25 protein-coding genes are annotated in these 26,044 nt (G+C 66.9%); 10 read left to right on the plus strand and 15 right to left on the minus strand.

What is annotated here, in order from left to right:
* Entirely contained in the window at positions 1 to 555 is a 555-nt protein-coding gene (locus tag G332_RS0103840) for a DUF3293 domain-containing protein (protein ID WP_019625672.1), read from the plus strand.
* A 70-nt stretch (positions 556 to 625) separates the two neighbouring features.
* On the opposite strand, the gene G332_RS0103845 is transcribed toward G332_RS0103840, so the two are convergent.
* The gene (locus tag G332_RS0103845; RefSeq protein ID WP_019625673.1) at positions 626 to 1,093 is read right to left on the minus strand and encodes a CopD family protein; all 468 of its coding nucleotides are present in this window, start codon (positions 1,091 to 1,093) and stop codon (positions 626 to 628) included.
* Positions 1,094 to 1,243: 150 nt separating this feature from the next.
* Here G332_RS0103845 and G332_RS0103850 point away from each other — a divergent pair, with 150 nt between their 5' ends.
* Entirely contained in the window at positions 1,244 to 1,633 is a 390-nt protein-coding gene (locus G332_RS0103850) for a RidA family protein (RefSeq protein ID WP_019625674.1), read from the plus strand.
* Complete coding sequence (recG, locus tag G332_RS0103855; RefSeq protein WP_081619743.1) at positions 1,611 to 3,719, plus strand: ATP-dependent DNA helicase RecG; 2,109 nt, start codon at positions 1,611 to 1,613, stop codon at positions 3,717 to 3,719. The genes G332_RS0103850 and recG overlap by 23 nt, the downstream gene beginning before the upstream one ends.
* A 388-nt stretch (positions 3,720 to 4,107) precedes the next feature.
* On the opposite strand, the gene G332_RS0103860 is transcribed toward recG, so the two are convergent.
* The 3 genes from G332_RS0103860 to G332_RS0103870 form a co-directional block, all read right to left on the minus strand.
* Positions 4,108 to 4,650 carry a DJ-1 family glyoxalase III gene (locus G332_RS0103860; protein ID WP_019625676.1) on the minus strand — a complete coding sequence of 181 codons (543 nt, stop codon included), beginning with the start codon at positions 4,648 to 4,650 and terminating at the stop codon, positions 4,108 to 4,110.
* Positions 4,651 to 4,838: 188 nt separating this feature from the next.
* Positions 4,839 to 6,116 (minus strand): S41 family peptidase, encoded by a 1,278-nt coding sequence (locus G332_RS0103865; protein WP_026340570.1) that lies wholly within the window; start codon positions 6,114 to 6,116, stop codon positions 4,839 to 4,841.
* Between the two features lie 114 nt (positions 6,117 to 6,230).
* Complete coding sequence (locus G332_RS0103870) at positions 6,231 to 7,352, minus strand: murein hydrolase activator EnvC (protein ID WP_019625678.1); 1,122 nt, start codon at positions 7,350 to 7,352, stop codon at positions 6,231 to 6,233.
* A gap of 129 nt (positions 7,353 to 7,481) precedes the next feature.
* Here G332_RS0103870 and G332_RS0103875 point away from each other — a divergent pair, with 129 nt between their 5' ends.
* From G332_RS0103875 to G332_RS0103900, 6 genes are all read left to right on the plus strand, one after another.
* Positions 7,482 to 7,817, plus strand: a complete 336-nt coding sequence (locus tag G332_RS0103875; RefSeq protein ID WP_019625679.1) for a helix-turn-helix transcriptional regulator — start codon at positions 7,482 to 7,484, stop codon at positions 7,815 to 7,817.
* 28 nt (positions 7,818 to 7,845) lie between these two features.
* Positions 7,846 to 8,274: a rhodanese-like domain-containing protein gene (locus G332_RS0103880; RefSeq protein WP_019625680.1), complete on the plus strand. Its 429-nt coding sequence runs from the start codon at positions 7,846 to 7,848 to the stop codon at positions 8,272 to 8,274.
* Positions 8,274 to 8,564: a glutaredoxin 3 gene (gene grxC, locus G332_RS0103885; protein ID WP_019625681.1), complete on the plus strand. Its 291-nt coding sequence runs from the start codon at positions 8,274 to 8,276 to the stop codon at positions 8,562 to 8,564. The genes G332_RS0103880 and grxC overlap by 1 nt, the downstream gene beginning before the upstream one ends.
* Positions 8,565 to 8,662: 98 nt before the next feature.
* Positions 8,663 to 9,187 carry a protein-export chaperone SecB gene (gene secB, locus G332_RS0103890; protein WP_019625682.1) on the plus strand — a complete coding sequence of 175 codons (525 nt, stop codon included), beginning with the start codon at positions 8,663 to 8,665 and terminating at the stop codon, positions 9,185 to 9,187.
* A gap of 194 nt (positions 9,188 to 9,381) precedes the next feature.
* Positions 9,382 to 10,374, plus strand: coding sequence for an NAD(P)H-dependent glycerol-3-phosphate dehydrogenase (locus tag G332_RS0103895; protein ID WP_019625683.1), 993 nt, complete (start codon positions 9,382 to 9,384; stop codon positions 10,372 to 10,374).
* Positions 10,375 to 10,629: 255 nt separating this feature from the next.
* Positions 10,630 to 11,208 (plus strand): hypothetical protein, encoded by a 579-nt coding sequence (locus G332_RS0103900; RefSeq protein WP_019625684.1) that lies wholly within the window; start codon positions 10,630 to 10,632, stop codon positions 11,206 to 11,208.
* Between the two features lie 37 nt (positions 11,209 to 11,245).
* Here the strand turns inward: G332_RS0103900 and G332_RS0103905 are convergent, their stop codons facing one another.
* The 6 genes from G332_RS0103905 to rluD form a co-directional block, all read right to left on the minus strand.
* On the minus strand, positions 11,246 to 11,530 hold the full coding sequence (locus G332_RS0103905; RefSeq protein WP_019625685.1) for a hypothetical protein: 285 nt from the start codon (positions 11,528 to 11,530) through the stop codon (positions 11,246 to 11,248).
* Positions 11,531 to 11,821: 291 nt separating this feature from the next.
* A complete protein-coding gene (locus G332_RS0103910) occupies positions 11,822 to 13,480 on the minus strand; it encodes a BCCT family transporter (RefSeq protein WP_019625686.1) in 1,659 nt (552 codons plus the stop codon).
* A gap of 221 nt (positions 13,481 to 13,701) precedes the next feature.
* The gene (locus G332_RS0103915) at positions 13,702 to 14,868 is read right to left on the minus strand and encodes a putative zinc-binding metallopeptidase (protein WP_019625687.1); all 1,167 of its coding nucleotides are present in this window, start codon (positions 14,866 to 14,868) and stop codon (positions 13,702 to 13,704) included.
* Positions 14,869 to 15,144: 276 nt separating this feature from the next.
* Positions 15,145 to 17,727 (minus strand): ATP-dependent chaperone ClpB, encoded by a 2,583-nt coding sequence (gene clpB, locus G332_RS0103920; RefSeq protein ID WP_019625688.1) that lies wholly within the window; start codon positions 17,725 to 17,727, stop codon positions 15,145 to 15,147.
* A gap of 521 nt (positions 17,728 to 18,248) precedes the next feature.
* Positions 18,249 to 19,037: a peptidoglycan editing factor PgeF gene (pgeF, locus tag G332_RS0103925; protein WP_026340571.1), complete on the minus strand. Its 789-nt coding sequence runs from the start codon at positions 19,035 to 19,037 to the stop codon at positions 18,249 to 18,251.
* Positions 19,030 to 19,989: a 23S rRNA pseudouridine(1911/1915/1917) synthase RluD gene (gene rluD, locus G332_RS0103930; protein ID WP_019625690.1), complete on the minus strand. Its 960-nt coding sequence runs from the start codon at positions 19,987 to 19,989 to the stop codon at positions 19,030 to 19,032. The genes pgeF and rluD overlap by 8 nt, the downstream gene beginning before the upstream one ends.
* A 77-nt stretch (positions 19,990 to 20,066) precedes the next feature.
* Between rluD and G332_RS0103935 the strand changes: the two genes are divergently transcribed.
* Positions 20,067 to 20,912, plus strand: a complete 846-nt coding sequence (locus G332_RS0103935; RefSeq protein ID WP_026340572.1) for an outer membrane protein assembly factor BamD — start codon at positions 20,067 to 20,069, stop codon at positions 20,910 to 20,912.
* Positions 20,913 to 21,148: 236 nt separating this feature from the next.
* On the opposite strand, the gene G332_RS0103940 is transcribed toward G332_RS0103935, so the two are convergent.
* From G332_RS0103940 to panD, 5 genes are all read right to left on the minus strand, one after another.
* Positions 21,149 to 21,487 carry a P-II family nitrogen regulator gene (locus tag G332_RS0103940; RefSeq protein ID WP_019625692.1) on the minus strand — a complete coding sequence of 113 codons (339 nt, stop codon included), beginning with the start codon at positions 21,485 to 21,487 and terminating at the stop codon, positions 21,149 to 21,151.
* Between the two features lie 183 nt (positions 21,488 to 21,670).
* On the minus strand, positions 21,671 to 23,365 hold the full coding sequence (locus G332_RS0103945) for an NAD+ synthase (RefSeq protein ID WP_019625693.1): 1,695 nt from the start codon (positions 23,363 to 23,365) through the stop codon (positions 21,671 to 21,673).
* Between the two features lie 9 nt (positions 23,366 to 23,374).
* Positions 23,375 to 24,250 carry a succinate--CoA ligase subunit alpha gene (gene sucD, locus G332_RS0103950; RefSeq protein WP_019625694.1) on the minus strand — a complete coding sequence of 292 codons (876 nt, stop codon included), beginning with the start codon at positions 24,248 to 24,250 and terminating at the stop codon, positions 23,375 to 23,377.
* Complete coding sequence (gene sucC, locus G332_RS0103955) at positions 24,247 to 25,407, minus strand: ADP-forming succinate--CoA ligase subunit beta (protein WP_019625695.1); 1,161 nt, start codon at positions 25,405 to 25,407, stop codon at positions 24,247 to 24,249. The genes sucD and sucC overlap by 4 nt, the downstream gene beginning before the upstream one ends.
* A 66-nt stretch (positions 25,408 to 25,473) precedes the next feature.
* The gene (panD, locus tag G332_RS0103960) at positions 25,474 to 25,854 is read right to left on the minus strand and encodes an aspartate 1-decarboxylase (protein ID WP_019625696.1); all 381 of its coding nucleotides are present in this window, start codon (positions 25,852 to 25,854) and stop codon (positions 25,474 to 25,476) included.
* Between the last annotated feature and the right edge of the window lie 190 nt (positions 25,855 to 26,044).

The following is a 26,044-nucleotide window of genomic DNA, read 5'->3' on the forward strand; positions in this document are numbered from 1 at the left end:
ATGGACATGGCAACCCGCGAAACCCGCCATAGCCAGCCGATCCTTCCAGGGGGCGACCACAACTCCGGCAGCCGGCACACCGCATCCCCACAACCGCCGCCGCGGCGCACCCCGGCACTGGAACAGGCCTATCGCGCCGCCGACTACGAACTGACGACTGCAACCGGGCGTCACCTGTTCCACGTCGACCAGCCCGCGCCGGCTGTCGCGGCCTGGATGCGCCACCATGGCCTGCACCGGCTGGTGATCCTGACCGCCTGCAACCCCGGCAGCCAGCCCATGAGCGCCACGGCCAACGCCCACCGCCAGCGCCAGCTGGAGGCCGCCGTCCGCGACCGGGGACTGGCGGCCTGGCCCGCCTGCAATCGCGACCCGCAGGGACACTGGCCCGACGAGCCGGGGCTCGCCATCGCCGAACTTCCCGACGCGCTGCTTGCCACCTGGCTGACAGACTTCGGGCAGAACGCGGCGCTGATGCTGGAACCGCCGGCTGCGCCACGGCTCGTCTGGCACCCGGCACTGGGCCGGGGCAGACGTAACGCCAGGTCAGATTGAATCACGCCCGTACGCAGGCACCCCGAACCGGGGCGAGCCCCGGCATTCGCAACGGCGACGAAAGATCCGCTTACAGGGGCAGACGACCACCCGCGGCGACCGCGATGGTCACCAGGCCAATCACCGTATTGATCCCGACCAGGATGCGAATCTGGCCCAGCCGCCGCAGTCCCTCGGCGGCGTTATCCGCCGCAATCGCCTGACGCATGCGGCGGAACGGAGCGAAAAACACGTGGGCAAAAATGGCCATCATGACCAGCCCCAGCAGCAACATGGTATGCACGCTGGGGTGCACGCCCCCCATGCCGCTGAATACCCCGAAGATGATGTAGAACCCGGTCGCCAGGATCACCAGCACCGAAACCCAGACCCAGGGGAAGAAGCGCGCGAACACCCCCTCCCAGAGCTTCAGCCGGGCCATCCCCTCAAGCTGCTGCCCCGCCACCGGGCGCAGGAACATGTAGGCGAAGAACATGCCGCCCACCCAGATCACCACCGCCAGTACATGCAGCACGTTCGCCAGTGCGTATCCCGTCATTACCTGCTTCCTCTGTGTCGTTGTCCGTGAGCCGCGCAGTGTATCCATCCGCGCCCTGTTCTGCCGAGTCTGCGGGCACCCCACAGCGGCGCCCGGATCAGTAGAATAACGCCAGCCTCGACAATCCATTCGGCCGAACAAGGAGCCCGCATGACCCGCGAGATCATCCAGACCGAAAACGCCCCGGCCGCCATCGGCCCGTATTCCCAGGCCGTGCATGCCGGCGACACGCTGTACCTGTCAGGCCAGATCCCGCTGGACCCGACCACCATGGAGCTTGTCGGTGGCGGCATTGAGAATCAGATCCGCCAGGTGTTCACCAACCTGCAGGCCGTCCTCGAAGCGGCCGGGGCGAGCACGGCTGACATCGCCAAGCTGAATATCTTCCTGACCGACCTCAGTCACTTCCCGCTGGTCAACGAGATCATGACCGAGGTCTTTGGCGAGCCCTACCCCGCACGCGCCGCGATCGGCGTGGCCGCCCTCCCCAAGGGCGCCCAGGTGGAGATGGACGCCATTGCCTACTGCCCGCGCGGCTGAACACGCCACGCGGACCGCATCGGTGGACCTGCAGGCCCCGCTGACTACGCTGAAGGGGGTGGGTCCGGCCGTGGCCGAGCGCCTTGAGCGCCTCGGTCTGCGGCAGGCGAGGGACCTGCTGTTTCACCTGCCACTCCGGTTCGAGGATCGCACTCGACTGACCCCGCTTGCGGCACTGCGCCCGGGCCAGGCCGCCCTGTTCGACGGGCGCGTTACCCATGCCGAAGTGGTTCATCGCCGCCGGCGCATGCTGGTGGTGACACTGGCCGACGACCGGGCGCAAATCCTGCTGCGTTTCTTCCACTTCGGGGCCAACCAGCAGCGACGCCTGAGCCCGGGTACGCGCATCCGCGCCTTTGGCGAACCCCGCGGCGTACCGGGCGCGCTGGAATGCGTGCACCCGGAGGTGCAGACCGTGGGGAACACCCCGCCCGCGCTGGAATCACACCTGACCCCCATCTACCCCGCGGCCGAGGGCCTCTCGCAAAACCTGCTGCGCCGGTTGGTGGCACATGCCCTGCCCGGGATGCAGGCCCTGCCAGATCTGCTGCCCGAACTGTCCCGGCAGGGCCTGCCGGGACTGCATCCCGCGCTGGAACAGCTGCACCATCCCCCGGCGCAGAGCGATACCCGGGACGCGCCGGAACCAGCGGAGCCGCGCAGCCCGGCGCGCACCCGCCTGGCTCTGGAGGAACTCTGCGCCCACCAGCTGGCACGCATTCAGCACAGTCGAACACCACGGGATCGGCGCAGCGCCCCGGTCATCCGGCCGCCCGGAGCCCTGTGGCAACGGCTGCGCCAGCAGCTGCCCTTCAAGCCGACTGGCGCACAGGAACGTGTGACCGCCGAGATCCTCGCCGACCTGGCGCAACCGCAGCCGATGAACCGGCTGGTGCAGGGCGATGTGGGCTCGGGCAAGACCCTGGTCGCGGTGGCGGCCACACTGGCGGCGGTGGAGGCCGGCTACCAGGTCGCCTTCATGGCCCCGACCGAACTGCTGGCGCGCCAGCACGGGCGCAACCTCGCCCAGTGGCTGGAGCCGCTGGGCGTCTCCATCGCCTGGCTGGGGGGCCGTCAGACCGCGAACGAGCGCGGTCAACTGCTCGCCGAGCTGGCCGACGGCCAGCGCCAGGTCGCGATTGGCACCCACGCCCTGTTCCAGGAAGAGGTTCGCTTCCACCGTCTGGGACTGGCCATCATCGACGAGCAGCACCGCTTCGGAGTCCACCAGCGCATGGCCCTCCGCGACAAGGGCAATGGCTGGATGCCTCACCAGCTGATCATGACCGCAACCCCGATCCCGCGCACCCTCGCCATGGCCCTGTACGCGGAACTCGCCAGCTCGGTGATCGACGAACGCCCCCCTGGCCGCAGCCCCGTGCGCACCGCACTGATCAGCCACGAGCGCCGGGACGAGGTCATCGAGCGCATCCGCGCTGCCTGCGGTGCCGGTACCCAGGCCTACTGGGTCTGCCCGCTGGTAGAGGAATCGGAACAGCTGGAGGCGGAGTCCGCCGAGGCCACGGCCGAGCGCCTGCGCGCGGCACTCCCCGAACTGAGCATCGGCCTGGCGCACGGGCGCATGAAGGGCCGCGAACGCGATGCCGTGATGGAGCACTTCCGTGCCGGTGGCATTGATCTGCTGGTGGCCACCACGGTGATCGAGGTCGGTGTCGATGTACCCAATGCAAGCCTGATGATCATCGAGAATGCGGAACGCATGGGCCTGTCACAGCTGCACCAGCTACGGGGTCGGGTCGGGCGCGGCAATACCGCCTCCGCCTGCGTACTGCTGTACCGCCCGCCACTGGGCGACACCGCCCGCGAGCGCCTGGAGGCCATGCGTCGCACCAACGATGGCTTCGAGATCGCCGAGGTCGACCTGAAGCTGCGTGGCCCGGGGGAACTGCTGGGCACACGCCAGACCGGCGATCGCAGCTTCCGCGTCGCCGACTGGGCTCGCGATCAGGATCTCCTGGACGCGGCCACCCGGCTCGCGTTGCAGGTCGAAAGCGACACGCCCCGTGCCACCGCCCTGATCGAGCGCTGGCTGGGCAGCGCCACCCGCTACGCCACCGTGGGATAACCGATAAGGCGATCGCACCACGCAGGCAGCAAAGGAAGACCTGATTCGCAACGACGTTCAGCCCGTCCCGGGGATGGTTTGCACCCGGGCCGGCACCCCGCCACCACTGTGACAGGGTGCGGTTGAACGTAGCGAAACGCACCGTGCCCGATTGGCGCAGCGCCCTCGACGGGATTCGCTGGGCGCATCCCATCCTGCGCCCCGAGGTGTGGCGAACGCTCGTCGCCAACCCAGAAGGCAAAAGCAGCAACAGGCAGACGGGAAGATTGGCAGGGGTTGAGGGCAGTGCGATTACCCCGGAATGCTCAACACGAATCTCGTCCTGTCTCCCCACCTTCCTGTGAAGCGCTGTTGACCGCTCTGGCGCGCCGCGCCCCGGGCCGCGGAATCAGGGCCTGAGCAGGGGGCCTTCGACGGCGTCACGGGCGGCCCGCCCGGCGAGCTGCTCGATCAGGGTCAGGGCGAAGTCCATCGCGGCACCCGGCCCACGGCCGGTGATCAGGCGCCCGTCCACCTCCACTAGGGCGCCGCTGGAGGGCACCCCGGCGGCATCCAGGGCACCGGTGTAGGCCGTCACCCGCCGCCCCTCCAGCAGCCCGGCCGCGGCCAGAGCCCTGGGGCCGGCACAGATCGCCGCGACAAAACCGCCACGTTCGGCCTGGGCCCGCAGGAGCCCCTGCACCCGGGCATCATCCCGCAGGTGGTCGGCGCCGGGCAGACCACCCGGCAGTACGATCAGGTCGAAGGTAGCATCCAGCACCGGGTCCAGGGGGGTATCCGGCTGGATGACCGTGCCGCGGGAACAGGTCACCGGGCCGGACTCCAGCCCGGCCACCGTCACCTCGAACCGGGCCCGCCGCAGCAGGTCGATTACGGTGACTGCCTCCAGCTCCTCGGCCCCGGCAGCCAGGGGCACCAGCACACTCGGCATTTGCAAGCCCTCGCTGACTGTACCGTGCCAGGAGCCTGTCGGGTTGGGGCGATCGTCGCGAGCGTACGGGCAAAGCGGGGCCCTTTTTGCGGTCTCTCGAGGCGCATAGCGGGGCTATGTCGAGAGAGCGCGGAAAAGGGGCCGCCGTCCCGCACGCGCAGCAGATCCGTCCCGACTCCTGCAGATTCCTAGCGACGGTTGTAGAAGTTCAGACCCTTGAGCAGGTTGAGCGCCTCGTTCATGCCGTAGTCGCGCTCGGCCAGGGTCTCGCCGTTATCGTCATCGTCGCCGTCTACCGCCTCCGGCAGACCATCGCGCCCCAGGCGCACACCACCATTATCGTCGTCGGAGCGCTGCACCACGAGCTGCTGCAGACGGATATCCGGTTCGATCCCGTCCGAATTGATCGCACGCCCCTTGGGGGTGAAATAACGCGCAGTCGTGAGCTTGATGCCAGTGCTCTCCGTCAGCGGCAGGATGGTCTGGACCGAGCCCTTGCCAAAGGTGTTCTGCCCCATGACCACGGCCCGCTTGTTGTCCTGCAGGGCACCCGCGACGATCTCCGAGGCCGAGGCCGAACCGCGGTTGACCAGCACCACCATCGGCGCCCCGTTAAGGACGTCGCCAGGCGAGGCCCGGTAGCGGAACTGCGAATCCTCGCGCCGACCCTCGGTGTACACGATCAGACCTTCCTCAAGGAAGGCGTCGGACACACCCACGGCGCCGTTCAGGATGCCGCCGGGGTTATTCCGCAGATCGAGGATCAGGCCCTTGAGCTCACCCTCCTCCTGCATCTCTTCCACCGTGCGGACAAGGTCGCGTGCCGTGCGCTGCTGGAAGTTGCTGATGCGGATATAGCCATAGCCATCCTCCACGACCTCGGAGCGCACGCTCTGCACCTGGATCACGTCGCGGGTGATGGTGATCTCCATCGGAGTGTCCTTGCCCTCGCGCAGCACGGTCAGGGTGATATCAGAACCCTTCTCGCCACGCATCGTCGCGACGGCATCGGACAGGGACATCCCCTGCACCGACTCGCCATCCAGACGGACGATCAAATCCCCTGCCTCGATGCCGGCGCGGCTGGCCGGGGTGTCGTCGATCGGGGCAATCACCTTCACGAAGCCGTCTTCCATACCCACTTCGATGCCAAGACCGCCGAACTCACCGGAGGTCCCGACCTGCATGTCCTCAAAGTCCTGCTCATCCAGATAGGCCGAGTGTTCATCCAGACCGGACAGCATCCCCTGGATTGCGTTGTCCAGAAGATCCTTGTCCTCCACCTCGGTGACGAAGTTGCGCTTGATGCGCATGTACACATCGGTGAATCGCTGCAGATCCTCGATCGGAAGCGCAGAGTTCGCGCCGTTGCCACGGTCAGCGTAGACGGCCACCGAAACACTCAGCATGACCCCGACCACCAACCCGACAACCAGGGCATATCCGGTGCGGCAAGACTTACTCATGAACCTGTCCTCACTTGAGGTGACTTGTTGTGGTGATGGTAGCACCGGCAACGTGATCCGCGCCTGAATACGCGCCGTTTTCCGGCCTGTTCGCCCCGGCGCCGGGCACCCTGCCTATTGAGAGGGCCACCAGCCCTCAGGGTTCAATGGCCCCCCGTTGTGGCGGATCTCGAAATACAACCCGGGGGCAATCGCCTCGCTTCCGGTCCCGGCGACCGCCAGCTGCTGTCCGGCCGCGACCGAATCACCCTCGGCCACCAGGATCTCCTCAACATTGCTGTAAAGCGTCAGGTAGCGATCGCCGTGGTCCACGATCACCAGGAAACCGTAGCCCTGCATCCAGTCGGCATACGCCACGCGCCCGTCGTGCACGGACCGAACCGTCTCGCCATTCTCGACCGCCAGCACCGTACCGCGCCAGCGCGAGCGCAACCCGCTGCCCCGCGACTCGTTGAAACGACGGATCACCCGACCCTCTGCCGGGCGCGGCAATTCACCCTCCAGCTGGGCGAAGTCCACACCCGGCCGCATCGCCGGGGCCGCCTCCCGTGCCCGTGCGCGCGCCGTGCTGCGAGCCTCGACCTCCTCGATCACGGCCTCCAGGGTCTCGGCGTTCCGCTGCAGTCGCTCCAGCTCCAGCTTTTCATCCTGGATGGCTGCCTCCAACTCGGACATGGCCTGATACTGGCGCGCCGCCTCGCGCTCGAACTCGGCCAGGGCAGCTCGCGCCTGCGCCTCCTTGTCGGCCAGCACCTCGCGTTCGCGCGCCAGCTCCTCGCGCGCCGCTTCCAGCGCCTCCAGGCCCTCGCGCAGCCCCGCCAGCGCCTGCTCCCGGGCGCTGCGAATGCGCGTGGCAAAGGCCGCGTGGTGACGGTCATCACCGGCTCGATCGGGGCTGCGCCCGGGATGACGCTCGCGCTGCCACTGGTCGCGCACCAGGCGTGCAGCCACCGCGCGCTCGGCATCCAGGCGGTCACGAGCCGCGTCGACACGAGCCTCCTGTTCGGCTACCAGCTTCTCCTGCTGCGACTGGGCCTGCTCCAGCTCGCGCAGCTCGCGCCGTGAGGTCTCGGTCCCGCGGGCGGCCTCCGCCAGAAGGTCTTCCAGGTGCTCCAGCGCCGCCTGGCGCTCCTGCTGACTGCGCTGTATATCCTGTATGGCCTCGCGGGTCTCGCGCAGCTCGGCCTCCGGCTCCAGAGCCACCGCAGCACCCGCCAGCAACAGGGTCAACGGCATACACCAGAACAGGGCACGGAAACCGCTACGGGGAGTCAAGATTGCGCAAATTCGCATATCGGGGTACGTTTAGGTTCTTATATTCTGACCCGGTTGCAAGATCCCCTCGCAACCAAGAAGAGGCATCCCGTGAGCAACGAAACGGTTGAATTCGAAATATCGGTCGAAGACGGCCTGATGTCCCAGGACGAAGACATCGAGCGTGCCTCGCGCTCGCTCAAGGCCATGTCCCACCCGCTACGCCTGAAGATTCTCTGCATTCTCGGTGATCGCGAAATCAGCGTACAGGAAATCGTGGATCAGGTCGGGACCTCGCAGAGCAACATCTCGCAGCACCTGGGTATCCTTCGCGACAAGGGCATTCTCGCCACCCGCAAAGACGCCAACCGGGTCTTTTATCGCGTCGGGGACTCCCGGACCCTCCGTCTGATCGGTATGATGCAGGACGTTTTCTGCAGCTCCTGACAATCACTCCACCGATCTGGTTTCCCGAATGCTTGAACGTCTGCCCGAATTCCTTGCCAATCACCCCATCCTGACCGGCGCCCTGCTCGCCGTCGTCGGCATGATCCTGTTCGCCGAATTCCGGCGCCTGAACCGCAAATACCGTTCGCTGTCCCCCGCCGAGGCGGTGCGAGTGATCAACCAGGACGACACCCTGGTGCTGGACGTGCGCGAGGATAGCGAGGTCGCGGCCGGCCGCATCGGCGGCGCCAAGCACATCCCGCTGGGCAGCCTGCAAAAGCGCATGGGTGATATCGAGAAACACAAGGAAACGCCCGTGGTGGTCTACTGCCGCAGCGGCAACCGTTCTGCAAGCGCCGCACAACAGCTCACTGCAGCCGGGTTTCAGGACGTGGTCAACCTGCAGGGCGGCATCCAGGCATGGCAGTCCGCCAACATGCCGGTGAAGAAGAAATAATGCAGTTCGAAGTCTACTCCAGCGGCCACTGTCCGTTCTGCCTGCTCGCCCGACGCCTGCTCAACCAGCGCGGCTACCCGTTTACGGAATACGCGGTCGACCGCGAACCGGGTCTGCGCGCAGAGATGGAACAGCGCGCCAGCGGCCGGACCTCGGTCCCCCAGATATTCCTTGGCGACACCCATATCGGCGGCTTCGACGACCTGCAGGCACTCGACAGCCGCGGGGAACTGGAGCCGCTGGCCGCGAAGGCCGGGCTGGCACCCGGAACCGACGACGCCTCCGGGTAGGCCGGCGGGCACGGTCTCAGCCGGACCGGCCGACATCCGCGCCCAGACACTTCGTTCGACAACCCACATCCCGAATCCAGGACACTGCGAGACCCATCATGGCTGAAGAGAACACCCCGACTAGCGGCAATGGCGCAGCTCAGGACGAACAAAAGACGCGTCCGGACTTCTCCATCCAGAAGGTTTTCATCAAGGACCTGTCCTTCGAGGCGCCGGACTCCCCCGAGGTGTTCATGCGCGAGTGGAAAGGCGACACCAACATCCAGTTGAACACCAATGCCCGACCGATCGACGACGCCGCAGATGCCTTCGAGGTGGAACTGGGGCTGACCGTAACGACCGAGTCCAACGGCAAGACCGCGTATCTGGTGGAGATCAAGCAGGCCGGCGTGTTCATCGTGCGCAACTTCCCCGAAGACCAGCGCAACCATCTGCTGGGTGCCTACTGCCCCAACGTGCTGTTCCCCTTCGCGCGTGAAACGGTTGCCGACCTGGTCCTCAAGGGCGGTTTCCCGCAGCTGTTGCTGCAACCGGTCAACTTTGAATCGTTGTACGCCCGGCACCTGCAGGAACAGCAGCAAAAGGCCGGCGGCGAAGCGCAAGAACCGACCCAGCAGGCCTGACGCCGGGCGCCCGGGTCAACACGGCTGCATGAGCACGCTCGCGTTGCATCATCCCCAGGTCTCCCGAGACCCGGCGCGCGAGGATGGCATTGCAGCCCCCCTGTGCGAAATGACGGCTCGGCAGTCACCGCACATTCAACGCACGCCAAAGCGACAAAGCCGCGAGCGTGTACACGCAGCCGTGTTTCCCTGAGATGCGCATCGCGGTCCTCGGAGGCGGCTGTTGGGGCACGGCACTGGCACTGCATGCCGCGCGTCTGCATGACGACGTGGTCCTGTGGGTTCGCGACGCCGCAACCGCCGCGCAGCTGCAGGACACGCGCGAGAATGCCCGTTACCTGCCCGGCCACCGCTTCCCCGACAGCCTTCGCGCCAGCGCCGATCCGGCCAGCGTCGATGACCGCGATCTGGTCCTGCTCGCGGTCCCATCCGGTGCATTCCGCGAGACCCTGCGCTGGCTGGCGCCGCGCCTGAAACGGCAACAGATCGTGGCCTGGGCAACCAAGGGGCTGGAGACCGCAACCGGCGCCTGGCTGCACGAAATCGCGGAGGATGAGCTGGGCCCCGAACGACCGCCAGCCCTCGTCTCCGGGCCCTCCTTCGCCGCCGAGGTCGCGCAGGAACAGCCTACCGCGCTGTCCGTCGCATCCACGGACGAGGCCCACATGGACTGCCTGGTGCAGGCCCTGCACGGGCGATCGCTGCGACTTTATCGCAACCCCGACGTGATCGGAGTCGAACTGGGCGGGGCCCTGAAGAACGTACTGGCCGTCGCCACGGGCATCGCGGATGGCGCCGGTTTCGGGACCAATGCCCGCGCCGCATTAATGACTCGGGGCCTGGCCGAGATCCAGCGCTTCGGGGCCGCCGTCGGCGCCCGCCCCAGCACCCTGACCGGCCTCTCCGGACTGGGGGACATGATCCTCACCTGCACCGACGACCAGTCGCGCAATCGCCGCCTCGGCCGGATGCTGGGCGAAGGACTGGACCTGGCAACGGCCCGGGCACGGGTCGGCCAGTCCGTGGAGGGCGTGGAGACGGCCCGGGTCGCCGTCACACGGGCGCGGGCACTGGAAGTGGACATGCCGATCTGCGCCGAGGTACACGCCGTGCTCTACCAGGGCCGCCCGGTCCACGACACCGTGCGCCGCCTGCTGGAGCGCGACCCCACGCGCGAGGAAAGTTAGGAGCCGGTCGGGTTCGGGCAGCTCTGCTTGCCCGTGGGCAGGAGAGCCGCTCTTTCCCCCTGTCTCTTGTTACAGCGTCCCCACGATGCGCCTCGAAGATCGGGAAAAGGGCCTCACGCTCGCGACGATCGCCCAGACCCGACCGACTACCGGGGCGAACGCGCGACAAAATCCCCGCACGCGTCACCCGCACAATCGCCCCGTATCCCGGATGCGGCTACCGTGGAACCTCACGCGAATGCAATGGAGGCAGCGATGAGCAAGGCCTGGAAGGAACTCGACCTCGAAGGCGGTGGCCTGCAGGCCATCAATGCCCGGCTGGCGCAAGAGATGCGGACACGCCCCGCGGCCTACGCGGCCTGGATCCTGTTCCCGCTGGGACTGCACCGCTTCTACCTGCGCGAGCCCCGGGGTGGCGCCGGCTTCCTGCTGCTCACGGCCACCACGCTGGGCCTGGCCCTGCTCGCCCCCGCCGCCTGGTGGCTGGCGCCCCTCGGCATCACCCTGCTGTGGGCGGGCGTGGATCTGTGGTGGATTGACCGCCGTGTGACCGACTACAACAAGGAACTGCGCAAGCAGGTGTTCCTGCGCCGTGGCCACAAACCGCCGCAGGACTATCGCGGCCGCTATACCAGCGACGAGGACGCCCGCCGCGAACTGCAGGAATACCAGCGCATCAAGGAGACCGAAAAGGCCGGACATCCCGGCCCTGCCGGAGCCGACGACCGCGATCGCGACGTGGGCGGCCGCCGCCGCATGCCCAGTTTCAATGAACAGGAGGCCATGCTGCGGCAGATGCGTGGCGACCGGAAGCCCGACACCCGCGAGGACTGACCGCGGGCCCGGGATACGGGTTCGAGCCCCGCGCCGATCAGCTGTCGCCGGGGCGCCATACGCCGCTGGCCGCCTGCGGCGGCGGAGCGGCCTGCTTGCGGCTCTCCACATCCACGAATACCGATTCGGTGAACTGCGACAACTGCTTCAGGTACTCCTTGCGCTCGTTCACCGACTCCGGCATCTGCGCAACCATGAACCCGGTAATCGCGCTCAGGTACTGCACGGCCACGATGGGTTGCTGCGCCTTCGGGTCCACTTCGGTCAGCAGATCCTGGACCTTCTGGATCAGTTCGCCGGACAACTGCAGGGTATCGCTCATGGGTGCCTCTCGCGGTTCGTAAAAACGTCGCGAACAGGCTACGACAAGCCCCGACCGTCCGAAAGCGGCCGCAGGAAGCGCGGGCCTTTCCCTGCCGCTCGCGCCTTTTCTGTTCACCCCGCAGCACACGAAGAAGGTCCCGGGCGTTCAAGGAAGACCGGGAGAAGCGAAGAAACGCCTGCGAGTCGCGTCATCACTGAAAAGCCCCCACCCCATCGCTCTTGCGATCTTCAACCCTTTCTGTCGATGCTCTTTCCTGCGTGGGCTTCGTGGTTCAATTCAGGGCGCAGCTCAAAGGCGCCGACGCGAATCGTCTTCGTCTTGCGCCTCGGGGGCATCGTCGTCCACATCATAGTCCTCATGGACACGATCCGGCGGCACGGTCCATGGCTCGCTGGGCAGGATCCTGTGTTCTCCGGGCCGCGGGGCGTAGCGCTCCGTCTCCAGGCCCCGAATCAGACCTACGACCATCATCAGCATGACCAGCGAAAACGGCAGTGCGGCCAGGATGACCGCGTTCTGCAACACCTCCAGCCCCCCGGCCACCAGCAACACCCCGGTGACCACCCCGATCACCGCGCCCCAGAGGATCAGGTGTATCGAGCGGTGTTCGGTGGACCCATGGGCCAGCAGCGTATTAATCACCACGATGCCGGCGTTCGCAGAGGTCAGCAGGTAGGTGGCAATCAGGATCGTGATTAGAATCGCCCCGACCTGCCCGATCCACCACGGCTCCAGGGTCTCCATGGTGGCGAAGGTCGCCATGGTCAGGTCCTCAGAGACGCGCTCGGCGATGTTCCCGATCCCCTCCACCTCGGCGTGCAAGGCCGTCCCGCCCAGCATGCCAAGCCAGAAGAAAGTGATCAGGGTCGGCACCAGCAGGACCCCCATCACGAATTCGCGCAGCGTGCGCCCCCGCGAGATACGCGCAATGAACAGGCCGACGAAGGGTGCCCAGGCCAGCCACCAGCCCCAGTAAAAGACCGTCCAGTCGGAATGCCACTCATCCATGTGATGGGCATGGGTGTAGAGCGACAGCCCCAGCAGGTTCTGCAAATAACTGCCGCTGGACTGCACCACCAGGGCCAGCAGGTACTGGGTCGGGCCCCAGACCAGCAGCAATCCCAGCAGGGCCACGCTAAACCAGAGATTGGCCTGACTGACGCGCTGCACACCGGACTGCATGCCGGCCACCACCGAGACGATGGCCACCACCGTCAACAGGGCTGTCAGCATCAGCAGTCCGCGGTCGCCCTCCAGGGTGAGCCCGATGGTCTGGGCCAGCCCGGTCTCCAGCTGCTGGATCCCCAGCCCCAACGTGGTCGCAATACCGAACACGGTGGCGATGATTGCCAGCAGATCGACCAGATCCCCCGGCCAGGTATGGCTGTACTTTCCGATCAGGGGGTGCAGCGCAGAACGCAAAGCCAGCGGCTGGCCCTTGCGAAATCCGAAATAGGCCAGGATCAGGGCCAGCAGCGCGAACACCCCCCAGGCATTCAGCCCCCAGTGGAAATAGGTCAGCACCATGGACATGTCAGCGGCTGCGGCCTGTTCGTCGTTGCTCCCCAGGAAAGGGTTGCCGCCGTAATGCGACAGTGGTTCCGCCACGGCCCAGAACAGAAGCCCCACACCCATGCCCGCGGCAAACAGCATCGACAACCAGGACAGTGTGGTGAACTCCGGCACTTCGTCGTCCCGGCCCAGGCGGACATTTTTGTAGCGCCCGACCCCAAGCCAGACCACCATGGCCAGGAAGAAGGCCATGATGACCACGTAGTACCACTCCAGAAATGGCGTAACGAAGCTGCGCGCATCGCCTACGGCCGCGCCCAGTTCATCGGTGCGATAAACCCCCAGCAGGGCGATGATCACCACCAGCAACAGGGCCAGCGGCGCAATACGCGGATTCAGCCCCTTGAACGGGCCACGGGTGGCAACGTTATACATCCTTGATCCTGGAAGCCTGTCAGACTCTGGACAAAGCGGCTGCGCGCGGAAGAGCCGCCCCCTCTCCGCTCTCTCTCGTTACATGGTACCCACCATGCACCTCGAGAGACCGAACCGGAGGCCTCACTTTCCGGCCCCACGCTGGTGACAATCGTCTCACCCCGACAGGCTCCTGATCATGCGCCCGCACGCGGTACCCGGTTGCGCGCGACGCCTGGCGCTCAGAGACCCGACACCTGCGGCGAGCGGGCCCACGTGCCAGCAACGTGCGCGGCAGTGCGGAAACCCTGAATGACCCGATGCACGAAGGCCAGCTTCTCGATGGCCGCCGCAGTCAGGACGAACGGATAGACATGCGGGTGACCCATGCTGCGATTGAGGCTGTTCAGGGCACCCGCCAGTGGCAGCCAGTGGTCAATCAGCAGATCGAACGCTTCCGTAGCATAGGCATCGAAGGCCGGCTGCCCGCCGTCGGCCCGCAGCCGCGCCGATAGCCCGGCCCGAGGCACAATGTCCATACCGTAGGCCGCCGCCGTATCCAGGGTATCCACGATGTGCATATAGTGCGCCCAGGTCTCCGCCCAGTCCTCCCAGGGGTGAGAGCTGGCATAGGCAGAGACGAATGCATCCTGCCAGTCGGCCGGCGGCCCTGCGGCGTAATGGCGCCGCAGGGCCGTATCATAATCCTCGCGCTCGTCGCCGAAATGCTCGCGAAACGCCGTGTGCCAGTGGGTATCGCGGATCAGGCGGTCCCAGTAATAGTGCGCGGACTCGTGCCGAAAATGGCCCAGGATGGTCCGATACGGTTCCGCCATCGCCTCGCGCATGCGCTCACGCACCGCGGGGTCGGCCTCGGCAATATTGAGCGTGATCAGCCCGTTGGCATGGCCCGTCACCACCCGCCCGCCCTCGCGGAAGTCGGGGTTCGGGTCTGCGAGAAAGTCGAACGCCAGGCCTGCAGGCTCGCTCTTCCTGGGCACCACCGGCAGCCCCAGCCGCAGCAGGCCGTAGACCAGCCGCCGCTTCTCGACCTCCAGGCGCTCCCACAGACGCGCATTGCCGGGGACACTGAGATCCGGAATGGTCCTGTTCAGACGGCAGGCGCGGCAGAAGGGATCCGGGTCATCATGCGGGACCAGCCAGTTGCACACCGCATCCACGGCATAGTGCCGACACTGGCGGTACAAACGCCCGGACGGGTCGTCCGCGACCCGCCACAAACCGCCGGGGATCGGACGCCCGCCGGCATCCTTCGCGTCCCCCGCCATCACCAGTGCCGAGACCCTCAGGGCATCCGGGCGAAACCCCAGCCGGTGCCCGCAGCTGGTACAGATCGTGTTGTCGAAATGCACCGCCTGGTGGCAAACCTCGCATTCGAATACCTGCATGGCACCCCCCGCTGTATGCGCGACATGCGCCCGGAACCCGTTTCCGTCCCCAGCCTACGCCGATCGTCCACGGACGTCGCGAACGGATGCCCCGCCACGGTGCAAGACACCCGATTCGAGACGGAGTGCGAGCGTCGGCACCCGCTGCGTGACCCGCCCGCGGTGCTGGATTCTTCAGCATACCGCGTTGTGCAAGCCCGCCTCGCGGGAAAGTCACCGTGGTCAAAAAAGGCCCGCGCAGGCGGGCCTTGTACAGGGTCAAGCTGCGATGCTGCGTCAGGCAGCGGCGGCGGTCTTCCCGAAGTGGAGCTGGTCACCCTGGATGTCCACCGCGATGGTGTCGCCGGGACCGAACTCGCCGGCCAGCAGCGCCTGCGCCAGCGGGTTCTCCAGCTGGGTCTGGATCGCCCGCTTGAGCGGACGCGCCCCGTAGACCGGGTCGAAGCCCGCGGCCCCCAGGTGGTCCAGCGCGGCGTCGGTGATGGTCAGGCCCAGGTCGCGCTCTTCCAGTCGCCTGCGCAGGTACTGGAGCTGGATATCCGCGATCGCGCGGATCTGTTCGCGCGCCAGCGGATGGAACACCACCACGTCGTCCACGCGGTTGATGAACTCGGGGCGGAAGTGGTGCCCGACGATCTCCATTACCGCGCTCTTCATCACGGCGTAGTTCTCCTCGCCAGCCATCTCCTGGATCTGCTGCGAGCCCAGATTGGAGGTCATCACGATCACCGTGTTGCGGAAGTCCACGGTGCGGCCGTGGCCGTCGGTCAGGCGACCGTCATCCAGCACCTGCAGCAGCACGTTGAACACATCCGGGTGCGCCTTCTCGACCTCGTCGAGCAGGATCACCGAGTACGGCTTGCGGCGCACGGCCTCGGTCAGGTAGCCACCTTCCTCGTAACCAACATAGCCCGGGGGCGCCCCGATCAGCCGCGCCACGGAGTGCTTCTCCATGAACTCGGACATGTCGATGCGCACCATGGCCTCCTGCGTGTCGAACAGGAACCCGGCCAGCGCCTTGGTCAGCTCGGTCTTGCCCACGCCGGTCGGCCCGAGGAACAGGAACGAGCCGTTCGGGCGGTTCGGGTCGGACAGACCCGCGCGGGAGCGGCGGATGGCGTTGGCCACCGCATTGACCGCCTCGGTCTGGCCAACCACGCGGTCGCCGATCGCCTGTTCCATCCGCAGCAGCTTGTCTTTCTCGCCCTCCAGCATCTTGGCGACCGGGATACCGGTCCAGCGCGAGACGACCTCGGCGACCTCTTCGTCCGTCACGTTGGTGCGCAGCAGCCGGGTCTCCTGGGTCTCCATCTCGTGAGCCATGGCCAGGGACTTCTCCAGGTCCGGAATACGCCCGTACTGCAACTCGGACATGCGCGAGAGATCCCCGGCACGGCGGGCCGTCTCCAGCTCCAGGCGGGCGCGTTCCAGCTCTTCCTTCAGTTGCGCGGCACCGGAGACCGAGGCCTTCTCGGATTTCCAGACCTCTTCCAGGTCGGAGTACTCGCGCCCCAGACGCTCGATCTCGTCTTCCAGGGTGTCGAGTCGCTTCTTCGAGGCCTCGTCGGATTCCTTCTTCAGGGCCTCGCGTTCGATCTTCAGCTGGATCAGGCGGCGTTCCAGACGGTCCATGGACTCCGGCTTGGAGTCGATCTCCATCTTGATCCGGCTGGCCGCCTCGTCGATCAGGTCGATCGCCTTGTCCGGCAACTGGCGGTCCGTAATGTAGCGCTGCGAGAGCTGCGCGGCCGCGACAATGGCCGGATCGGTGATCTCGATCCCGTGGTGCACCTCGTAGCGCTCCTTCAGCCCGCGCAGGATCGCGATGGTGTCCTCCTGGGTCGGCTCGTCCACCAGCACCTTCTGGAAGCGCCGCTCCAGCGCGGCGTCTTTCTCAATGTTCTCGCGGTATTCGTTAAGGGTGGTCGCACCGATGCAGTGCAGCTCGCCGCGCGCCAGCGCCGGCTTGAGCATGTTGCCGGCGTCCATCGCGCCCTCGGCCTTGCCGGCGCCCACCAGCGTATGGATCTCGTCGATGAACAGGATGACGCGACCCTCTTCCTGCGACAGCTCCTTGAGCACGGACTTCAACCGTTCCTCGAAGTCGCCGCGGTACTTGGCGCCGGCCAGCAGCGCGCCCAGGTCCAGCGCCAGCACGCGCTTGTCCTTCAGTCCCTCGGGGACCTCGCCGTTGACGATGCGCTGGGCGAGACCCTCGACGATCGCCGTCTTCCCGACCCCCGGTTCACCGATCAGCACCGGGTTGTTCTTGGTGCGGCGCTGCAACACCTGGATCGAGCGACGGATCTCCTCATCCCGCCCGATCACCGGGTCCAGCTTGCCCTGCTCGGCGCGCTCGGTGAGGTCCGTGGTGTACTTCTCCAGCGCCTGGCGGCTCTCCTCGGCGTCCGGGTTGTCCACCTGGCTGCCACCGCGGATGTCATGAATGGCCTTGTCCAGCGCGTCCTTGTTGGCGCCGGCATTGCGCAACATCTCGCCCACGCCGCCCTTCTCGTCGACGGCGGCAAGCAGGAACAACTCGCTGGAGATGTACTGGTCCTTGTTCTGCTGGGCCAGCTTGTCGCAGACATTCAGCAAACGCCCCAGGTCATTGGAGACGTGGACCTCCCCGGCTGCGCCCTCGACACGCGGCATGCGGTCCAGGGCCTCGCCCAGGGCCGAGCGCAGCTGGCGCACGTTAACACCCGCGCGGTCGAGCACGTGACGCACGGTACCGCCATCCTGATCCAGCAGGGCCAGCAGCAGGTGGGACGGCTCGATGAACTGGTGGTCGCGGCCAACGGCAAGTGACTGCGCATCGGCGATTGCGGCCTGGAATTTGGTAGTCAGGCGATCCATTCGCATTGGGAAACCCCTCGGTCAAATCTTGGTGAACTGACACGAATCATGGGGGCAACCCGGGCGGCTTCAAGGAGGATCGCGACAAACGACCGCCGTTGAGGGGGAGCGGCCAGGGCCAGGGGCCTGTCGGGTTGGGGCGATCGTCGTGAGCATGGGGCAGCAGATCCGTCCCCAATCCGCATGGCCCACCAGGGAGACGCTGATTGAATCGCACGTCCGCGCTCGAGTCGCTTTTGCGTGCGTTTAATGCGCGGTGACGGCCGTGCAGTCACTCTGCTACAGGAGAACCGCAACGCCGTTCCCGCGCCCGTTGTTGATCAAAAAACGGGCGGCCGAGCGCCTGCTTTCAATAGCTTGTGGGGTTGGTGCCCCCCGATTCTGAATGAATATGGCCCGATCCTGCGTTGCGCCCCGAATCCATCAGAAACGGGCGGGTAGAACCACTACCCGCTGTACGATGCGTCTTGTCTCGGAACGCTTGTCTCCAGAAACTGGGGGCACCCACGCGGACGTGCGATTCAATCAGCGTCTCCCTGGAGTGGCTCGATCCACACCAGCGTGCCCATGCGCCCGGTCTCACCGTCGCGACGGTAGGAAAAGAAGTGTTCCGCCTCGCGGAAGGTGCAGCGGCCACCGCCGGCCACGCGGCGCACGCCCGCGCGCTCGAGCCGTCTGCGGGCCAGCTGGTACAGGTCCGCCAGCAGACGGCCTGCCCCAGCCGCAACAAAGGCGGCCCCGGCCCCCGGGTCCTGCTCCAGGAAGGCCGCGCGGACTTCGGGTCCGACCTCGAAGGCCCCCGGCCCGATGGACGCGCCCATCCAGGCCTGCACCGGAGCATCCGGACGCCCTGCGTGCAGGGCCTCCAGGGTCGCCTCAAGCACGCCACCGACCAGACCGCGCCAGCCGGCATGAGCCACACCCACGGCCCGGCCATCGGCAGTGGCCATTACCACGGGCAGGCAGTCGGCGGTCTGCACCGCACAGACCACGCCGGGGCGGTCGGTGACCACGGCATCGGCCTCGAGGGTCATGCCCTGCGCCTGCGCCGCCTGCAGATCCTCGGCCCGGACCACCTGCGTGCCGTGGACCTGACGCGGCCAGTCGACCGCCTGCGCAAGCCCCAACTCTTGCTCCAGGCGTTGCCGGTTTGCAGCGACACGTGCGCGCTCATCACCCGTGTGCAGGGCCAGGTTCAGCGTGTCCCAGGGGGCGGGGCTGACACCGCCCCGACGTGTGGTCTGCAGCGCGCGTACCGGCGCCGGCAATGCCGCCGGGGGCGGCACGAGCAGGGACAGGGGCTCAGCCATCCGGATGCCCCCCGGCATCGTCGCGCAGGGCGGTCAGCAAAGCCGCGAAATCCGCCGGCAACGGGGCCTCGAAGCTGCAGGGTGCGCCGGTGACGGGGTGTTCGAACTCCAGCCGCGCCGCGTGCAGGGCCTGGCGCTTGCAGGCCGCCAGGGTCGCACGAATTGCCTCGCTCATGCCCCGGACCGGGCGCGGCCGCCCCCCGTAGGTCAGATCGCCCACAATCGGATGCCGGACATACGCCATGTGGACCCGGATCTGGTGAGTGCGTCCGGTCTCCAGGCGCACATTCAGGAGCGTGTGGGCCGGGAAGCGCTCGGCCACGCGGTAATGGGTTACGGCGGGCTTGCCGCCGGCGGTGACCGCCTGGCGCTTGCGGTCGACCGGATGACGCCCGATCGGTTCGTCGATGGTGGATCCGCTGATGACCCGGCCCTGCACCAGCGCGCGGTATTCGCGGTGCACCGTGCGCGCCTGCAACTGCCGCACCAGGGCCGTCTGGGCCTCCGGGGTGCGCGCGACCACCATCAGGCCGGTGGTGTCCTTGTCCAGACGGTGCACCACCCCCGCCCGCGGCAGTTGCGCCAGTTCCGGGGCATGGTGCAGCAATCCGTTGACCAGGGTACCGTCGCGATGCCCGGCCGCCGGATGCACCACCAGCCCGGCGGGCTTGTTGATCACCAGTATCGCGGCATCCGCATATACGATGTCCAGCGCGATGGGTTCGGGTTCTGCCGCCAGTACCGGCGCATCCGGGGGGCTCAGTTCCACCCGTTCCCCGCCCTGAACCGGCGTGCGCGGACGCGGATGCGCCCCGTCAACCCGCAGAGCGCCTTCCTTCAGCCACTGCGTCAACTGACTGCGGGAGTACTCCGGAAACAGGCGCGCCAGCGCCGCATCCAGGCGCTGCCCGGCCGCCTCCTCCGGCAGAAAGGCCTCGCGGGTCGTGCTCATCGCCTCGCCCTGCTCGCCGCCACCGGGGCGTGATGTTGTAGAATCCGTGGACTTTGATTCATCTGTGAGGCCTCGCCGTGATGTTTGTCCCGCAACTGCCGCGCCTGCTCGTCGTTCTGCTCGTGGCTCTCGTGGTCGCCGGCTGTGCCGGAGGGCGCGAAGATCCCACGCTGGGCTGGTCAGCCAGCCAGCTCTACGGCGAGGCCAAGAACGCCCTCAATGAGCGCAACTACGACCTGGCCGTCGACTACTACGAAAAACTCGAGGCCCGTTATCCCTTCGGACGCTACGCCCAGCAGGCCCAGATCGAGATCCCCTACGCCTATTACAAGGCCGGCGAGCCGGAACCGGCCCTGGCTGCAGTCGATCGCTTCGTGCAGCTGAATCCGCGTCACCCGAACCTGGATTATGCGTACTACCTGCGCGGGTTGATCAACTTCAACCGCCAGCAGGGGATTCTGTCCAACCTGTTCCCGCGCGACCCCGCCGAGATGGACCCGGAACCCTTTGATCGCGCCTTCCAGGATTTCGACCGCCTGATCCGGGAATTTCCGGACAGCCGTTACGCTGCGGACGCCTACCAGCGCATGATCTTTATCCGCAACGCACTGGCCGCCTACGAACTGCGCGTGGCCGAGTTCTACATGGAACGCACTGCCTGGGTAGCGACGGCCCAGCGCGCCCGCAACATAGTGGCCGTTTATCCCGGCTCCGAGGTCATGCCCCGGGCCCTCTCCGTGCTCTACCGCGCCTACAGCGAACTGGGTCTGGACGACCACGCCGAGAACACGATGACGGTACTGGAGCTGAACTACCCGGATGCCGCCGTGGCCGCTCGCGCCGGTGAACTGGTCGCGATCGACGGTCACGAACGCGGCGGCTTGTGGCCCGTGCTGGACCGCATCCCGTTCCTCACCAACTGAGCCACCCCCGGGCGCTCGTTCGGTCCGCTTCGGTACAGCGGAAAGCGTCTACAGGAAGACTCGAAGAGGAGAAGGATGATGCCCCGGGTGTGGGGAGCCGGGGTTGGCTGGTGCCGTTACAGCCCCGAACATCCGCGACACCCGCTCATCCTTCCCGTCTGCCCAGCTTCCTGTGAACCGCCCTTGACCTTCTTCGTGCGCTTTAAGGACCCATCAAGCGCACGCGGAACGGTTCTTCAAAGGGCCTCGCTGCCCTCCTCCCCGGTGCGAATACGAACCACCCGCGACATGTCGGAGACAAAGATCTTGCCGTCTCCGATCTTGCCGGTGCGCGAGGCCTTCACGATCGCGTCAATACAGGTATCCACGCGGTCATCATCCACGACCAGCTCCAGTTTGACCTTGGGCAGGAAGTCGACCACGTATTCCGCCCCCCGGTACAGTTCGGTATGGCCCTTCTGCCGTCCGAAGCCCTGAACCTCGGTCGCGGTCATGCCGGCAATGCCCATCTCGGTCAGGGCCTCGCGAACATCCTCCAGCTTGAACGGCTTGATGATCGCCTCGATCTTCTTCATGCGAATCCCTTTGGTTGTGCCCGCCACGCGGGCGCTGAGCGGTTCGCCGAAAGTGTATCAAACCCCCGGCCCTGCGCCGCGATTCCCGCCCCCTCGCAACGTTCGAAGCGGCTCCGGATTCACCCCAAAGCGCACGAAGGCACGGAGAAGGGCCCGGTCAAAGCCAGCGCGCGCCGGTGTGGATCAGTCGGGGTGGTAGCCGGAGGTGATCGGGTAGCGCCGGTCGCGGCCGAAGGCCCGGCGGCTGACACGGACGCCCGGCGGGGCCTGACGGCGCTTGTACTCGGCCCGGAACACCAGCCGCGCGATGCGCTCCACGGTGACCCGGTCAAAGCCATCGGCCACAATCGCGTCCACCGAGCGCTCCTGCTCGACAAAGGCCTCCAGCACCGCGTCCAGCACCTCGTAGGGTGGCAACGAATCGGCATCCTTCTGGTCAGGTGCCAGTTCGGCGCTGGGCGGGCGTTCGATCACCCGCTCGGGGATCGCCGCGCCGCGCGTGTTGCGCCAGCGCGCCAGGCGGTACACCCACTGCTTGGAGACGTCCTTGAGCGGAGCGAAGCCGCCGTTCATGTCGCCGTACAATGTGGAGTAGCCTACGGCCATCTCCGACTTGTTGCCGGTGGCCAGCAGCAGCTTGCCGCTGCGGTTCGACAGCGCCATCAGCAGTACCCCACGGGCCCGCGACTGCAGGTTCTGCTCAGTCACATCTCCCGCGTGGGCAGGCATCGCAGCAAACGCCGGTGACAGCCCCTCGAGGAAGTCCTGCACCATCGGCTCAATCGCGATCTCGTGGTATTCGATCCCCAGCAGCCGGGCCTGCGCCTCGGCGTCCTCGATACTCATGGACGCGGTGTAGCGATACGGCATCATGACCGCCGTCACAGCGGCCGGACCCAGCGCATCCACGGCCAGCGCGGCCGTCAGCCCCGAATCGATCCCTCCGGACAGGCCCAGCAGGACGCCGGGAAACCCCGTCTTGGCGACATAGTCGCGAATGCCGATCATCAGGGCCTGGTAGAGGTCGCGGGCATCCGCCTCGTCCGGCTCCGGGCCGGGATCGGCCAGGGTCGGGCGGATCCCGCAGGCGGACAGATGCATGGTCTCGGGCCGCGGCTGCAACTCGACCCCCGACGGTCCGCGCCCGGCCTGCACCAGCGCATACCCGGTCGCCCAGGCCGGCAGCACCGCGCGCGCGCCGTGCGCAGCGTCGTGTACGAAGGAGCGGCCGTCGAACACCAGTTCGTCCTGCCCGCCCACCTGGTTCACGTAGACCACCGGGCAGTCGGTCTCGGCCACGCGCGCGCCCACCACCTGCAGGCGCTCCTCGGCCTTGCCGCGATGATAGGGCGAGGCATTCAGGTTCAGGATCAGTTCGGCGCCGGCCGCCTTTGCGGAAGCGGCCGGCGCCGCCTGCCAGATGTCCTCGCAGACGGTCAGGCCGATCCGCCAGCCCGCGAGCTCGACCACACAGGCCTGCTCGCCGGCAACAAAATAGCGCTGTTCGTCGAATACCGAATAATTGGGCAGGACCTGCTTGGCATAGCGCGCGATCTCGCGGCCGTCGCGCAGCCACAGCGCGGCATTCACCAGGCCTTGCTCGGTGCTTACGGGCGCGCCAAGGATCACGTCGATGCCCTGCACCGCGCACGTGATCGCCGCCAGAGTCTGTTCCACCGCGCGCAGGAAGGCCGGGCGCAACAGCAGGTCCTCCGGGGGGTAACCGGTCAGGGCAAGTTCAGGGAAGACCACTGCGCGCGCACCAGCGGCGCGGGCCTGTGCGATGGCGTCCTCGATCAGGTGGCGGTTGGTGTCCAGCCCGCCCACGATCGGGTTGATCTGGGCCAGGGCCAGCGGCAGGTCATCGGCAGACGCCATCGCCGAGGGTCAGACGCGATCGAGCGCGGACTGCATGGCCTGGCCGAGCTCGGCCGGGCTCTCGGCCACGCTCGCCCCGGCCGCGCGCAGGGCCGCCATCTTCTGTTCGGCCGTGCCCTGGCCACCGGCGATGATCGCCCCGGCATGCCCCATGCGACGTCCGGGCGGCGCGGTGGCGCCCGCGATGTAGGCCGCCACGGGCTTGTCGAATTCGCTCTCGATATAGCGCGCGGCGCGTTCCTCGGCATCGCCACCGATCTCGCCGACCAGCAGCACGCCGTCGGTCTCCGGATCGTCGCGGAACAGCCGCAGGCAGTCGACAAAATCGAGTCCCTGGATCGGATCGCCGCCGATGCCGATACAGGTACTCTGACCCAGCCCCCGATCCGAGGTCTGCTTGACCGCCTCGTAGGTCAGGGTGCCGGAGCGCGAAACGATGCCGATGCGCCCGCGCTGGTGGATGTAGCCGGGCATGATGCCGACCTTGCAGGCATCCGGGGTGATGATGCCGGGGCAGTTCGGACCAATCAGACGGGTCGGGCTGCCGGCGAGGACCTGCTTCACCCGGATCATGTCCTGTACCGGGATACCCTCGGTGATGCATACGGCCAACTCGATGCCGGCATCCGCCGCCTCGCAGATCGCATCCGCCGCGAATGGGGCCGGGACATAAATCATGCTGACGGTCGCGCCGGTCTGCGCCACCGCATCGGCGACGCTATCGAACACCGGACGGTCCAGATGCGTCTGCCCGCCCTTCCCGGGCGTCACACCCCCGACCAGCTGTGTGCCGTACGCGATCGCCTGCTCGGAGTGGAAGCTGCCCTGCTTGCCGGTAAAGCCCTGGCAGATCACCTTTGTATCGCGGTCGACAAGGATGCTCATGCCACGGCCTCCACCACGGCACGCGCCGCTCGGTCGAGATCCGCGGCCGGGATCACGTCCAGACCGGAACGCGCCAGCGCCTCGCGGCCCTGCTCCGCATTGGTACCTTCCAGCCGCACCACCACCGGCACCTGGACCTGCACCTCGCGGATCGCGGCAATGATGCCCTCGGCGATCAGGTCGCAGCGCACGATGCCGCCAAAGATATTCACCAGTACCGCACTTACCGAAGGGTCCGACAGGATCAGTTTGAACGCGGCCGTGACCCGCTCCACCGTCGTGCCGCCGCCCACATCCAGGAAGTTGGCCGGCTCGCCGCCGTGGTGCTTGATCAGATCCATGGTGGCCATGGCCAGGCCCGCACCGTTCACCATGCAGCCGATGGAACCATCCAGGCGGATGTAGTTGAGGTCGTGCTCGTGCGCCTCTTCTTCGGCCGGGTCGCGCTGGCGCACGTCGCGTTCGGCCATCAGCGCCTTCTGGCGGTAGGCGGCGGAGTCGTCCACGGTCAGCTTGGCGTCGATGGCCAGGAGCTGATCGTCAGCGGTCAGCACCAGCGGGTTGATCTCCAGCAGCTGCGCATCCAGCTGCTGGAACAGGGCATGGGCATTGGTTACCAGCTGGGCCATCGCCTTCGCCGGCTCGCCCGACAGTCCGAGGGCAAAGGCGACCCGGCGCCCGTGAAACGGCATCACGCCCGTGACCGGGTGGATCGGCAGGGTGATCACCGCCTCGGGACGCTCGGCGGCGAGGGTCTCGATGTCCATGCCCCCTTCGGCGGAGACCACCAGCGCCAGGCGCTCGCGGGCACGATCCACCAGCAGGGCGAAATAGAACTCGCGGGCGATATCGGCAGCCGGTTCCAGCAGGAGCTGATCCACCGGCAGGCCCTCGGGGCCGCTCTGGCCGGTGACCAGGCGCGAACCCAGCAGCTTCTCCGCCGCCTCGCGTGCCGCCTCGGGGGAATCCGCCATCACCACGCCGCCGGCCTTGCCGCGCCCGCCGGAATGCACCTGAGCCTTGACCAGCACGCGCTCGCCGCCCAGCGCCTGCCAGGCCGCGGGGAGCTCGTCGGCGTGGGTGATCACCTGTCCGTCGGGAACGGGGATGCCGGCGTCGCGAAAGCGCGCCTTGGCCTGAAATTCGTGAAGATTCATGGGCGTGGAGGATAGCCGTGTGCCCTTTTCCCGACAACTTGCGGGACGGACGCGGGCAGCAGGTCCTCAGGCGGCCTGCACTGGAATATCGTGGCCCGTGCGCACGATCGCGTTGCGGGCGTCGAGATACACGAGATTCGGGGTGTATTCGCGGGCCGCGGTTGCCTCCATCTGCGCATAGGCACAGATGATCACGCGATGCCCCACCGCCGCCTTGTGCGCGGCCGCGCCATTCACCGAGATGATGCCGGAGCCCGGCTCGCCCTCGATCGCGTAGGTAGTGAAGCGCTCGCCGTTGTCCACGTTGTAGATCTGGATCTGCTCGAACGGCAGGATGCCGGCGGCTTCCAGCAGCCGCGTATCAATGGCGCAAGAACCCTCGTACTCCAGCTCGCAATGAGTGACCTGGGCCTTGTGCAGCTTGCCCTTGAGCATGGTGACGTGCATCGGCGATTTTCCCGGCGATAACCTCTGGGGGCGCCGAATTATCCGCGATCCCGGCGACCACGGCAAACTCACCTGTTCGGGGCCGTGTTTTGCACCGCAAAGCCCGCGCAGGAAAACGCATTCACAGGCAGACGCAAGGACTGCGAGCCGAGCAGTGTGCGGCGCAGCGCAATCGGTCACGCGCATTCTG

The organism is Thioalkalivibrio sp. ALJT (assembly GCF_000381825.1).
Classification (GTDB): domain Bacteria; phylum Pseudomonadota; class Gammaproteobacteria; order Ectothiorhodospirales; family Ectothiorhodospiraceae; genus Thioalkalivibrio.

Bases quoted from the DNA above. Each gene is read 5' to 3' on its own strand.
- G332_RS0103840 (WP_019625672.1), top strand. From the start codon at position 1: ATGGACATGGCAACCCGCGAAACCCGCCATAGCCAGCCGATCCTTCCA.
- G332_RS0103845 (WP_019625673.1), bottom strand. From the start codon at position 1,093: ATGACGGGATACGCACTGGCGAACGTGCTGCATGTACTGGCGGTGGTG.
- G332_RS0103850 (WP_019625674.1), top strand. From the start codon at position 1,244: ATGACCCGCGAGATCATCCAGACCGAAAACGCCCCGGCCGCCATCGGC.
- G332_RS0103860 (WP_019625676.1), bottom strand. From the start codon at position 4,650: ATGCCGAGTGTGCTGGTGCCCCTGGCTGCCGGGGCCGAGGAGCTGGAG.
- G332_RS0103865 (WP_026340570.1), bottom strand. From the start codon at position 6,116: ATGAGTAAGTCTTGCCGCACCGGATATGCCCTGGTTGTCGGGTTGGTG.
- G332_RS0103870 (WP_019625678.1), bottom strand. From the start codon at position 7,352: ATGCCGTTGACCCTGTTGCTGGCGGGTGCTGCGGTGGCTCTGGAGCCG.
- G332_RS0103880 (WP_019625680.1), top strand. From the start codon at position 7,846: ATGCTTGAACGTCTGCCCGAATTCCTTGCCAATCACCCCATCCTGACC.
- grxC (WP_019625681.1), top strand. From the start codon at position 8,274: ATGCAGTTCGAAGTCTACTCCAGCGGCCACTGTCCGTTCTGCCTGCTC.
- secB (WP_019625682.1), top strand. From the start codon at position 8,663: ATGGCTGAAGAGAACACCCCGACTAGCGGCAATGGCGCAGCTCAGGAC.
- G332_RS0103895 (WP_019625683.1), top strand. From the start codon at position 9,382: ATGCGCATCGCGGTCCTCGGAGGCGGCTGTTGGGGCACGGCACTGGCA.
- G332_RS0103900 (WP_019625684.1), top strand. From the start codon at position 10,630: ATGAGCAAGGCCTGGAAGGAACTCGACCTCGAAGGCGGTGGCCTGCAG.
- G332_RS0103905 (WP_019625685.1), bottom strand. From the start codon at position 11,530: ATGAGCGATACCCTGCAGTTGTCCGGCGAACTGATCCAGAAGGTCCAG.
- G332_RS0103910 (WP_019625686.1), bottom strand. From the start codon at position 13,480: ATGTATAACGTTGCCACCCGTGGCCCGTTCAAGGGGCTGAATCCGCGT.
- G332_RS0103915 (WP_019625687.1), bottom strand. From the start codon at position 14,868: ATGCAGGTATTCGAATGCGAGGTTTGCCACCAGGCGGTGCATTTCGAC.
- clpB (WP_019625688.1), bottom strand. From the start codon at position 17,727: ATGGATCGCCTGACTACCAAATTCCAGGCCGCAATCGCCGATGCGCAG.
- pgeF (WP_026340571.1), bottom strand. From the start codon at position 19,037: ATGGCTGAGCCCCTGTCCCTGCTCGTGCCGCCCCCGGCGGCATTGCCG.
- rluD (WP_019625690.1), bottom strand. From the start codon at position 19,989: ATGAGCACGACCCGCGAGGCCTTTCTGCCGGAGGAGGCGGCCGGGCAG.
- G332_RS0103940 (WP_019625692.1), bottom strand. From the start codon at position 21,487: ATGAAGAAGATCGAGGCGATCATCAAGCCGTTCAAGCTGGAGGATGTT.
- G332_RS0103945 (WP_019625693.1), bottom strand. From the start codon at position 23,365: ATGGCGTCTGCCGATGACCTGCCGCTGGCCCTGGCCCAGATCAACCCG.
- sucD (WP_019625694.1), bottom strand. From the start codon at position 24,250: ATGAGCATCCTTGTCGACCGCGATACAAAGGTGATCTGCCAGGGCTTT.
- sucC (WP_019625695.1), bottom strand. From the start codon at position 25,407: ATGAATCTTCACGAATTTCAGGCCAAGGCGCGCTTTCGCGACGCCGGC.
- panD (WP_019625696.1), bottom strand. From the start codon at position 25,854: ATGCACGTCACCATGCTCAAGGGCAAGCTGCACAAGGCCCAGGTCACT.